Here is an 11,704-nt window from a genome sequence, read left to right as displayed (position 1 = left end):
TCGTGCAGCAACCGCCTGGTGGCCCATTTCCTCGACCACGATCATGGCCGTTTCCTGGTCCAGCACCTGGTTGATGGTGACCATCATGCCCATCTTCATGAGCACCTTGATCACTTCGGCAGCCTTGACCGCCATCTTGTGGGCGAGGTCGGCGACCGAGATGGTCTCCGGCACATCGACTTCACGGGAGATCGGTTCGGTCGGCGCCTGGAAGCCGTGGGCATTGTCGTCGGCGCCGCGGTTACGGCTACCCTTCTTGCCACTCTTCCAGCCATTGCCGGCTGCGCCAGCATCGCCACCGCGGGTCTTGAGGCCACCACGGCGCTTGGCGCCATCGCCCCAACCATCCTTGGCCGGCGTGGCGGCCTTCTTCACATCGGCGGCGGCCGGCTTGGCATCCTTCTTGGCCTCGCCCGGCTTGCTCGGAGCGCGGTGCAGGGTATGCTCGGTCGACGCCGGCTTGGGCGCGGCAGCGGCTTCGGCAGCGGCCTTGGCGGCGGCTTCCTGAGCAGCCTTCCGGGCAGCTTCACGGTCCTGCTTGGCCTTGATGTCGGCCGCCTGGCGCTCGAACAGGGCGCGCTGACGCGCAGCCTGGGCCGCACGTGCGTCGAGTTCGGCCTGGCCCAGTACGTCGGCGCGCGACAGCGGCGCAGCAGCAGGGGCGGCATCGGCCACAGCCTCGGCCTCGACCTCGGCCACCTCGACCGGTGCTGCGACTTCCGGCTCAACCTCAACGGGGGCAGCTTCCACCACCGGCTCGGCCTCGACCACCACTTCGGGCACTTCGGCCACCACCGGTTCGGCCACGACTTCGACCTCCACCGGGGCCGCCACGGCCTCGAGCACGGCCTCTTCAGCCACCACGGCGGCGGCAGCAACCTGCTCGGGCTGAGCGGCAGCGGCGCTTACCTCAGGGGCGATTACCACGCGCTTCTTCTTGACCTCGACCTGGATGGTGCGGTTCTTGCCGCTGGCATCGGCCTTCTTGATCTCGCTGGTCTGCTTGCGCGCCAGGGTGACCTTGGGCTTGTCCATGGCCGAACCATGCACGCTGCGCAGGTAGCTCAGCAGCTTGGTCTTGTCCTGTTCGGTCAGCGCGTCGTCCACGCCCGACTTGTCAACGCCGGCGGCGCGCAGCTGGTCCAGCAGGTGTTGCGGCGGCATCCTGAGATCAGCCGCAAATTGACTCACATTCATCTGATTCATCCTTATTCCCGTCTCCCTGCCGCTTAGGCGTTCTGCTCGGACGACTGGTCTTCAGCAAACCAGTGGGCACGGGCGGTCATGATCAATTGCTTGGCGGCTTCGGCGTCGATGCCGGTCATCTCGACCAGCTCATCGACCGCCAGCTCGGCCAGGTCGTCGCGGGTGGCAATACCATTGCTGGCCAGTGCGCGCGCGATCTCCGGGCTCATGCCGTCCAGGTCCTGCAGTGCTTCAACGCTGTTCTCGACCTGCTCTTCCTTGGCGATCGCCTGGGTCAAGAGCGAATCGCGCGCACGGCTGCGCAGCTCGTTGACCAGGTTCTCGTCAAAGCCGTCGATATCCAGCATTTCCTCGATCGGCACGTAAGCCACTTCTTCCAGGGTGCTGAAACCTTCCTGCACCAGGATGTCGGCGACTTCCTCGTCCACATCGAGCGCAGCCATGAAGAGTTCGCGCACCTTGGCGTACTCGACTTCATGCTTCTGCTCGACCTGCTCCAGCGTCATGATATTGAGCTGCCAGCCGGTCAGTTCGGCGGCGAGGCGCACATTCTGGCCACCACGGCCAATGGCCATGGCGAGGTTTTCCTCGTCCACTGCCACGTCCATGCTGTGGCTCTCTTCGTCCACCATGATCTTCTGCACTTCAGCCGGGGCCAGGGCGCCGAGCACGAACTGGGCAGGGTCGGCCGACCACAGCACGATATCCACACGCTCGCCGGCCAACTCGCCGGTCACCGCCTGCACGCGCGAACCGCGCATACCGATACAAGTACCCTGCGGGTCAACACGCGGGTCGTTGGACTTGACCGCGATCTTGGCGCGTACGCCCGGATCACGGGCAGCACCACGGATCTCGATGATGCCCTCTTCGATTTCAGGCACTTCCAACTCGAACAGCTTGGCAATGAATTCTGGTGCGGTACGGCTCAGGATCAGCTGGGCGCCACGGCCGTCGCGGTCGATCTTGACCAGATAGGCTCGCACGCGGTCGCCCACCCGCAGGTTTTCCTTGGGGATCATGTGCTCGCGCGGCAGCTTGGCTTCGAGCTTGCCCACTTCGACGATGGCATTGCCACGCTCGATACGCTTGATGGTGCCGGTGACCAGGTGCTCCTTGCGATCCAGGAAGTCGTTCAGGATCTGCTCACGCTCGGCGTCGCGGATGCGCTGCAGGATCACCTGCTTGGCAGTCTGGGCGCCAATACGACCAAATTCGATCGGTTCGAGCGGCTCTTCGTAGAAATCACCAATCTGCAGGGCCAGGCCCTTTTCCTTCACGTCGGTGATGGCAAACTGGCGCGACGGCTCTTCATGGTCGTTGTCCTCGACCACCTCCCAGCGGCGGAAGCTCTCATAGTCGCCGCTCACGCGGTCGATCGAGACCCGCACATCAACATCATCGGTGTAACGCTTCTTGGTGGCCGAGGCCAGCGCCATTTCAAGGGCACTGAACACGATGTCCTGGGCAACGTTCTTCTCGCGCGCCAGTGCATCGACCAGCAACAGGATTTCACGACTCATTTCTCGAATACCTCCAACCGTATCGCTTTGGGCAAAGGCCCCAATCTCTTGAAATCTTTATCTATCCAGCAGCAATCGGATCAGAACACCGGCACGAGGCGGGCCTTGTCGATCTGGCTCAGCGGCACGGCCACGACCTGCTCGGGCGCCACCAGCACTTCGACCTTGCCGTCGACCACGCCGCGCAATTCGCCCTGCAGGGTCTTGCGGCCACCTTCCAACGGCAGGCGCAGCTTGATCTTCACCTGCTGGCCGGCGAAACGGACGAAGTCCGCCTCCTTCTTCAGGGGCCGATCCAGCCCCGGCGAGGAGATCTCCAGCCGCTCGTACGGCACGTTCTCGACCGTGAACAAATGGGAAAGGTGATTACTCACCTTCACGCAGTCGTCGAGCGTGATACCGTCCGGCGCGTCGATGAATACCCGCACCAGGCCATCCCGGCCCAGCTCAAGATCCACCAGTTCGTAACCCAGCCCCGGGAGCGTGGCGTCCAGCAAGCGTTGCATGTCCATAGCGTGTCGCAGAAATGAAAAATGGGCCCTCGAGCCCACTTCCAGATCACTGTAAGAATTGAAATCCCCGCTATTTTAGCGACTTAGCGCGCAAAACGGAACCCCGACGGCGTGTTGCATCTACCCAAGCGGGTGCTTGGTTGGCACTTGGCGTAGATTTACCTATTCCGGTACAGTGCCGCAGAGCGGACCTGGCTCCGCCATCCCTCAGCACAGACCGGCACGGTGCAGTGCCCAGAAAGCCAACGTCAGCTTGGCCACATCCGCGGGCAAACGCGGAACTCAGACAGCAACTCGGAGACAGCAGCGTATGGAAAAAGTCTGGTTGAACCAGTATCAGGCCGGCGTACCCGCCGAAATCGACATCAACGAATTCCAGTCGGCCGGCGAGGTTTTCGAGAAGAGCGCGCAGAAATTCCGCGATCGTCCCGCCTTTGCCAATTCGATCAAGTTCGCCAGCCGCACCATGAGCTACGGCGAAATCGAGCAGGGTTCGCGTGATCTGGGCGCCTATCTGCAACAGGCACTCAAGCTCGGCAAGGGCGAACGCGTTGCCGTGATGATGCCCAACCTGCTGCAATACCCGATCTGCGTCTTCGGCGTGCTGCGTGCCGGCCTGACCGTGGTCAACGTCAACCCGCTCTACACACCGCGTGAGCTCGAGCATCAGCTGAAAGACTCGGGCGCCACCACCATCATCATCGTCGCCAACTTCGCCCATGTGCTGGCCGAAGTGATCGACCGCACCCCGATCAAGAACGTGATCGTCACCGAGATGGGTGACCTCTTGGGCTTCAAGGGCTCAGTCATCAGCTTCCTGCTCAAGCACGTGAAGAAGATGGTACCGGCCTACAACCTGCCGCAGGCCGTCAGCTTCAACGGCGCCCTGAGCATCGGCCACCGCCACGAACTCAAGAAGGTCGACGTCGGCCATGACGATATCGCCTTCCTGCAGTATACCGGCGGCACCACCGGCGTCTCCAAGGGCGCGATGCTGACCCACGCCAACATCATCGCCAATATGCAGCAGGCCCACGCCTGGCTGGTACCGCTGGTGAAGGAAGGCGAAGAGGTCATCGTCTGCGCCCTGCCGCTGTACCATATCTTCTGCCTGACCGCGAACTGCATGGTGTTCAGCAAGATCGGCGGCCTCAACGTGCTGATCACCAATCCGCGCGACATCCCAGCCTTCGTCGAGGAGTTGGGCAAGTTCCCCATCACCTGCATGACCGGCGTAAACACCCTGTTCAACGCCCTCTTGAACAACCCCGACTTCCCCAAGCTCAACTTCAAGACCTGGAAGCTGGCCCTGGGCGGCGGCATGGCCGTGCAGCGCGCCGTGGCCGACAAGTTCAAGAACATGACCGGCGTGCCGCTGATCGAGGCCTACGGCCTGACCGAGACCTCGCCAGCCGCCTGCATCAACCCCATGAACCTCAAGGGCTACAACGGCGCCATCGGCCTGCCGGTGCCTTCCACCGACATCCAGATCCGCGACGCCGAAGGCCGCGAACTGGGCTTCGAAGAGCCGGGCGAATTGTGGGTCAAGGGCCCGCAGGTCATGAAGGGTTACTGGAACCGGCCGGAAGAGACCGCCAAGGTCATCGATGCCGATGGTTGGTTGGCCACCGGCGATATGGCCGTGGTGCACCCGGATGGCTTCGTCAAACTAGTGGACCGCAAGAAGGACATGGTCCTGGTGTCAGGCTTCAACGTCTACCCGAACGAGGTCGAGGACGTGGTGGCCATGCACCCCGGCGTGCTGGAAGTCGCCTGTATCGGCGTACCGGACGAAAAGTCGGGCGAAGTGGTGAAGATCTTCGTGGTCAAGAAGGACCCCGCCCTGACCGAGGCAGAGTTGCATGAGCACTGCAAGAAGAACCTGACCGGTTACAAGATCCCGCGCTTTATCGAGTTCCGCAAGGAGCTGCCCAAGACCAATGTGGGCAAGATCCTGCGCCGCGCACTGCGCGACGAGGAAGTCGCCAAGACCCCCGCCTGATCCGGCCAGCGCCCCGGCGCCGCATGCCAACGTACTGACGCGAACCCGCCACATGGCGGGTTCGCGCATTCAGGCGTGCTAAACTCAGCAGCATTAGAAGCCAACGGCCCTCAGCCCATGAACTTGCTCCCTTTCTTCAAGATGATGGCCGAACGCCAGGCCAGCGACCTCTTCGTCACGGCCGGTAGCCCGGTGCAGGTGAAGATCCAGGGCGTGCTCTACCCGGTCAACCAGCAGGTGCTGCAGAACGCTCATGTGCAGGCCTTGGCCTATGAGCTGATGACCGAGGACCAGCGCAGCACCTTCGAGGCCGAATGGGAAATGAACTTCGGCCACCTCGTCGAGGGTGTGGGTAACTTCCGTATCAACATCTTCAAACAGCGCGGCAACATCGGCATCGTGGTGCGCTACATCAAGGCGGTGTCGCCCACCATTGACGATCTGCGCCTGCCGGAATCGCTCAAGCAGCTGATCATGGAGAAGCGCGGCCTGATCTTCGTGGTCGGCTCGACCGGTTCGGGCAAGACCTCGACCATCACCGCCATGCTGGAGCATCGCAACAGCACCACCCCGGGTCATATCCTCACCATCGAGGACCCGATCGAATACCTGTACCCGCACCGCAAGAGCATCGTCAGCCAGCGCGAAGTGGGCATCGATACCCACAGCTTCTCGGACGCGCTGAAGAACGCCATGCGCGAGGCGCCGGACGTGATGATGATCGGCGAGATCCGCGACAAGATGACCATGCAGCATGCGCTGACCTATGCCCAGGCCGGCCACCTGATCATCTCCACCCTGCACGCCAACAACAGCTACCACTCGATGAACCGGATCATCAACTTCTTCCCGCACGAGGCACGGGAAAGCCTGCTGATGGACCTGAGCGTGGCGCTGAAGGCCGTGATCTCGCAGCGCCTGGTCAAGAACAAGCAGGGCCAGCTGACCCCGGCGGTGGAGGTGATGGTCAACTCCAGCCGCATCGCCGAGTTGATCAAGAACGGCGAGATCGACCAGATGAAGGAAGCCATGGAGCAGAGCCTCTACCAGGGCTCGCAGACCTTTGAGCAGGCGCTCTACAAGCTCTACCGCGATGGCGAGATCACCTACGACGAGGCCATGACCAACGCCGATTCGGCCACCAACCTGGCCTGGCTGATCAACAACGCCCAATCCCAGTCCGAGATCGAGGCCGAGCGCGCGCAGAAGCGCGTACAGGCCGAGCAGGCCGCCAAGGCCGCGCCCGAACCCGAGATCAGCTTCGACATCGACCTGCACTGACCCCTCCATGAAACTGCACGGCATACCCAACTGCGACACCGTCAAGAAGGCCCGTACCTGGCTGGATGAGCACCGGCTGGCCTACACCTTCCACGACTTCAAGAAACAGGGCGTAAGCACCGCCCTGCTGCAAGGCTGGGTGGACCGGCTGGGCTGGGAGGTGCTGGTCAACAAGCAAGGTACGACCTGGCGCAAGCTCGATGCTGCGCGCCAGGCCCAGGTGGTCGATGCCGCCAGCGCTATCGCGCTGATGCTGGAGCAACCCTCGCTGATCAAGCGCCCGGTACTGGAAGATGGCGACAAGCTGATCGTCGGCTTCAAACCCGGCTACTACGACGCCCTGACCTGACCCGCTGGCCATGAGCGAAGACCGTACGCTGGCGTTGGCCCGGCAACTGATCGCCCTCGACTCCATCACCCCGCAGGACGCCGGCTGCCAGGAGCTGCTCAAGGCCAGGCTGGCCGCCCTCGGTTTTCGCATCGAGCGCATGCGGCATGGCGAAGTAGAAAATTTCTGGGCCCGCCGCGGCGCTACAGGCCCCGTGCTGTGCTTCGCTGGCCATACCGACGTGGTACCCACCGGCCCGCACGAGCAATGGCATAGCGCCCCGTTTGCGCCGGAAATACGCGATGGCCTGCTGTACGGTCGTGGCGCGGCCGACATGAAGGCCTCGCTGGCTGCCTTCGTCACCGCCATCGAAGACTTCCTCGCTGGCCACCCCGACCACCAGGGCTCCATCGCGCTACTGATCACCTCGGACGAGGAAGGTCCGGCGGTGGATGGCACGGTACGCCTGGTCGAGACCCTGGCCGAGCGTGGCGAGACGCTGGACTACTGCATCGTGGGGGAACCCACCTCCAGCGCCGCCTTTGGCGACACCATCAAGAACGGCCGGCGCGGCTCTCTCTCGGGCCGGCTCACGCTCTACGGCGTCCAGGGGCATATTGCCTATCCGCACCTGGCGCGCAATCCGGTACACCAGGCAGCACCGGCCCTGACGGAGTTGGCGGCCATGGTCTGGGACGAGGGCAATGCCCACTTCCCGCCCACCACCTGGCAGGTTTCCAACATCCACGCGGGCACCGGCGCCGGCAATGTGATCCCCGGCGAGATGACCGTGGACTTCAACTTCCGCTACGGCACGGCCAGCACGGCCGAAGACCTGAAGCAGCGCCTGGAAGCAGTGCTGACAAGGCATGGCCTGGACTACAACCTGCGCTGGACGCTGGGCGGCCGCCCCTTCCTGACCGAGCCCGGCCCGCTCTCAAGCGCACTGCAGGCCGCCATTGCCGCCGAAACCGGCGTGGCGGCGGAACTATCGACCACCGGCGGCACTTCGGACGGGCGTTTTATCGCCGCCATCTGCCCCCAGGTGGTGGAGTTCGGCCCCATCAACGCCACCATCCACAAGCTCAATGAATGCGTGGCGGTCGCCGACCTGCCGCGCCTGTCGGCCATCTACCGCCGTACGCTGGAACAGTTGCTGGGCTGAGCCCGGCCAGCTTGCCGGCCCGAACCAGGAGACCTGCATGTCCACATCCCGTATCGCCCTCGTCACCGGCGCCAGCGCCGGCTTCGGCCTCGCCATCGCCCGCCGGCTGGCCACAGCCGGGCTACGCGTGGTCGCCACCGCCCGCCGGCAGGATCGCCTCGCCGCATTGGCGGCAGAGTTCCCGGAACAGATCCTGCCGCTGGAACTGGACGTGCGCGACCGCCAAGCCGTGGCCGAGCTGCCTGCGCGCCTGCCGGCGGACTATGCCGCCATCGACCTGCTGGTCAACAACGCCGGCCTGGCCCTGGGCCTGGCGCCCGCCCAGGGCGCCGACCTGGACGATTGGCAGACCATGATAGAGACCAACTGCCTGGGCCTCGCCGCCGTGACCCACGCCATCCTGCCCGGCATGGTGGCCCGCAATCGCGGCCTGGTGGTCAATATCGGCTCTATCGCCGGTGACTACGCCTACCCCGGCGGCAATGTCTACGGTGCGACCAAGGCCTTCGTGCATCAGTTCAGCCTCAACCTCAAATCCGACCTGCTGGGCACTGCGGTACGGGTCAGCTGTATCGAGCCCGGCCTCGCCGGCGGTAGCGAATTCTCCAACGTGCGCTTCAAGGGCGACGACGGCAAGGCCGCCGGTGTCTACCAGGGCACCGAACCGCTGACGCCTGAGGACATCGCCGAAACGGTGCACTGGCTCGCCCACCTGCCGCCACACGTCAACATCAACGTGATCGAGATGATGCCGGTCTGCCAGGCGCCGGGCGCGCTGTCCATCCATCGCCGCTGAGTTGCAGACGCCAACAAAAAGCCCCGCCTAGGCGGGGCTTTTTGTTGCACACGAATGCCGATCAAGCAGTCACAGCGTCCGAACTTTCCTTGATGTCCAGCACCACCTGGTCCTGCGCGTCGACGCTGATGGTCACCTCGCCACCGCCTGCCAGACGGCCAAACAGGAGCTCGTCGGCCAACGCCTTGCGGATCGTGTCCTGGATCAATCGCGCCATCGGGCGCGCACCCATCAACGGGTCGAAACCCTTCTTGGCAAGGTAGGCCTTGAGCTCGCTGGAGAAGTGGGCATCCACCTTCTTCTCGTGCAACTGGCTCTCCAGCTGCATCAGGAACTTGTCCACCACCTGCAGGATGATTTCCTCGGACAAAGGCGCAAAGCTGATGGTCGCATCCAGCCGGTTACGGAACTCCGGCGTGAACATCCGCTTGATCTCGGCCAGTTCGTCACCGCTTTGCTTGCTGGAGGTAAACCCGATGCTGCTCTTGTTGAGCGCCTCGGCTCCCGCATTGGTGGTCATCACGATGATCACATTGCGGAAGTCCGCCTTGCGGCCGTTGTTATCGGTCAGCGTGCCATGGTCCATGACCTGCAGCAGCACGTTGAAGATATCCGGATGGGCCTTTTCGATCTCATCCAGCAGCAATACGGCGTAGGGGTGCTTGGTGATCGCCTCGGTCAATAGACCGCCCTGGTCAAAGCCCACATAGCCCGGGGGCGCACCGATCAAACGGCTCACCGCATGGCGCTCCATGTACTCCGACATATCGAAGCGGATCAGCTCGATGCCCAGGGTATAGGCCAGCTGGCGAGCCACCTCGGTCTTGCCGACGCCGGTCGGGCCGCTGAACAGGAAGGAGCCGATCGGTTTCTGCGGGTTACCCAGGCCAGCGCGGGCCATCTTGATCGAAGCCGCCAGCGCATCGATCGCCTTGTCCTGGCCGAACACCACGTTCTTCAGGTCACGGTCCAGCGTCTTGAGCGCGTTGCGGTCGTCGCTCGAAACGTTCTTGGGCGGGATGCGGGCGATCTTGGCGACGATCTCCTCGACCTCCCCCTTGCCGATGGTCTTCTTCTGCCGCGACTTGGGCAGGATCTTCTGCGCGGCTCCGGCCTCGTCGATCACGTCGATGGCCTTGTCCGGCAGATGACGGTCGTTGATGTACTTGGCCGACAGCTCGGCCGCCGTCGACAGCGCCGCCGCGGTGTACTTGACGCCGTGGTGCTCCTCGAAGCGGTTCTTGAGCCCCTTGAGGATCTCCACCGTCTGCTCGATGGTGGGCTCGATCACATCCACCTTCTGGAAGCGGCGGCTCAGCGCGTTATCCTTCTCGAAGATGCCGCGGAACTCGGTATAGGTGGTCGCGCCTATGCACTTGAGCGAGCCGTTGGACAGCGCCGGCTTGAGCAGGTTGGACGCGTCCAGCGTGCCGCCGGAGGCGGCACCGGCGCCAACCACGGTGTGGATCTCGTCGATGAACAGGATGCCGTTGCGATCCTCGGTCAGCTGCTTGATCACCGCCTTGAGGCGTTGCTCGAAGTCGCCACGGTACTTGGTACCGGCCAAGAGGGCGCCCATATCCAGCGAATAGACGGTGGCATCGGCCAGGATGTCCGGCACCTCGCCATCGACAATGCGCTTGGCCAGGCCCTCGGCAATGGCGGTCTTGCCCACGCCGGCCTCGCCGACCAGCAGCGGGTTGTTCTTGCGGCGGCGGCACAGCACCTGGATCACGCGCTCGATCTCGGCGTCACGGCCGATGAGTGGATCGATACGGCCCTGCGCGGCGGCCTGGTTGAGGTTGAGCGTGAAGCTCTCCAGTGCGCCGTGGTTTTGCTGCTCGGCCTCGCTGTCATGCTCGGCATCGCCCTTGGGTGCGCTCTGACCACCAGCCTGCGGCGCCACCTTGCTGATGCCGTGCGAGATGAAGTTCACCACGTCCAGCCGGGTGATGCCCTGCTGATGCAGGAAGTAGACCGCGTGCGAGTCCTTCTCGCCGAAGATGGCGACCAGCACATTGGCGCCGGTGACCTCCTTCTTGCCGGAGGACTGCACATGCAGGATGGCGCGCTGGATGACCCGTTGGAAGCCGATCGTCGGCTGGGTCTCCACCTCGCCGGTCCCTGCGACCAACGGCGTGTGTTCGGCCACGAAGTCGGTCAGCTCGCGACGCAGCTGCTCGATCTTGGCACCGCAGGCGCGCAACACCTCGGCTGCGCTCTGGTTGTCCAGCATCGCCAGCAGCAGGTGCTCCACCGTGATGTACTCATGGCGTTTCTGACGCGCCTCCACAAAAGCCGTGTGCAGGCTGACTTCAAGTTCCTGGGCAATCATCAGTTTTCCTCCATGACGCACTGCAGCGGATGCTGATGCTGCCGTGAAAAATCCATTACCTGAGCGACCTTGGTCGCCGCAACGTCCTTGGCATACACGCCGCAGACTCCCTTGCCCTCGGTGTGTACTTTGAGCATGACACGATTCGCACGTTCATGGTCCATTGCAAAAAACTGTTGCAGGACGATGATCACAAACTCCATGGGCGTGAAATCGTCGTTAAGCAGCAGCACCTTGTACATCGAAGGCGGCTTGACTCGTGTCGGTGACTTGACGAGCTCAGTGCCGTCGTTGTGCTGTATGGCCATGTTCAGGAATCGTGAGAAGAGCGTTGCATCGGTAATCTAATTTTGGCGCGCATGGCCAGCTTTTCAAGTGATGTATTTCTCAGACAGCGCTCGCCTGGCGGCGCAAGGCACGCTTGACGGCCCTTGTGCCGCGGGGGTACAAGGCGAACGTTTGGATTCAAGTTGGTAGCTAGTACCGGCTGTCGGCTGTACGCGGTTGTCGTTGTACGTGGAAGTGCCAGTCTTGCGAGCCTTGAACCATAACAAAA

The 11,704-nt window shown here is 63.1% G+C and carries 10 protein-coding genes; 5 read left to right on the top strand and 5 right to left on the bottom strand.

From position 1 onward, the window contains the following. From VIM95_RS14565 to rimP, 3 genes are all read right to left on the bottom strand, one after another. On the bottom strand, nt 1-1,197 hold a 1,197-nt coding region (locus tag VIM95_RS14565; RefSeq protein WP_331986948.1), incomplete at its 3' end, for a translation initiation factor IF-2 N-terminal domain-containing protein. Between the two features lie 32 nt (nt 1,198-1,229). Beyond that, entirely contained in the window at nt 1,230-2,729 is a 1,500-nt protein-coding gene (gene nusA, locus VIM95_RS14560; protein ID WP_331986946.1) for a transcription termination factor NusA, read from the bottom strand. A gap of 80 nt (nt 2,730-2,809) precedes the next feature. Then, on the bottom strand, nt 2,810-3,241 hold the full coding sequence (rimP, locus tag VIM95_RS14555; protein WP_331986944.1) for a ribosome maturation factor RimP: 432 nt from the start codon (nt 3,239-3,241) through the stop codon (nt 2,810-2,812). Nucleotides 3,242-3,551: 310 nt separating this feature from the next. Here rimP and VIM95_RS14550 point away from each other — a divergent pair, with 310 nt between their 5' ends. From VIM95_RS14550 to VIM95_RS14530, 5 genes are all read left to right on the top strand, one after another. After that, nucleotides 3,552-5,243 (top strand): AMP-binding protein, encoded by a 1,692-nt coding sequence (locus VIM95_RS14550; RefSeq protein WP_331986942.1) that lies wholly within the window; start codon nt 3,552-3,554, stop codon nt 5,241-5,243. A gap of 117 nt (nt 5,244-5,360) precedes the next feature. Then, nucleotides 5,361-6,524, top strand: a complete 1,164-nt coding sequence (locus VIM95_RS14545; RefSeq protein WP_331986940.1) for a PilT/PilU family type 4a pilus ATPase — start codon at nt 5,361-5,363, stop codon at nt 6,522-6,524. 7 nt (nt 6,525-6,531) lie between these two features. Beyond that, a complete protein-coding gene (locus VIM95_RS14540) occupies nt 6,532-6,873 on the top strand; it encodes an ArsC family reductase (RefSeq protein WP_331986938.1) in 342 nt (113 codons plus the stop codon). 10 nt (nt 6,874-6,883) lie between these two features. Further along, complete coding sequence (gene dapE, locus VIM95_RS14535) at nt 6,884-8,017, top strand: succinyl-diaminopimelate desuccinylase (RefSeq protein ID WP_331986936.1); 1,134 nt, start codon at nt 6,884-6,886, stop codon at nt 8,015-8,017. Between the two features lie 37 nt (nt 8,018-8,054). Beyond that, nucleotides 8,055-8,813 (top strand): SDR family NAD(P)-dependent oxidoreductase, encoded by a 759-nt coding sequence (locus VIM95_RS14530; protein WP_331986934.1) that lies wholly within the window; start codon nt 8,055-8,057, stop codon nt 8,811-8,813. 61 nt (nt 8,814-8,874) lie between these two features. On the opposite strand, the gene clpA is transcribed toward VIM95_RS14530, so the two are convergent. Both clpA and clpS read right to left on the bottom strand, forming a co-directional pair. Then, complete coding sequence (gene clpA / locus VIM95_RS14525) at nt 8,875-11,148, bottom strand: ATP-dependent Clp protease ATP-binding subunit ClpA (protein WP_331986932.1); 2,274 nt, start codon at nt 11,146-11,148, stop codon at nt 8,875-8,877. After that, nucleotides 11,148-11,456, bottom strand: coding sequence for an ATP-dependent Clp protease adapter ClpS (gene clpS / locus VIM95_RS14520; protein ID WP_331986929.1), 309 nt, complete (start codon nt 11,454-11,456; stop codon nt 11,148-11,150). Before clpS ends, clpA begins: the two co-directional genes overlap by 1 nt. Between the last annotated feature and the right edge of the window lie 248 nt (nt 11,457-11,704).

The organism is Chitinimonas sp., assembly GCF_036568685.1.
GTDB lineage: Bacteria > Pseudomonadota > Gammaproteobacteria > Burkholderiales > Chitinimonadaceae > Chitinimonas.
The sequence above is the reverse complement of the archived record's forward strand: the minus strand, read 5'-3'. Positions and strand labels throughout refer to the sequence as shown.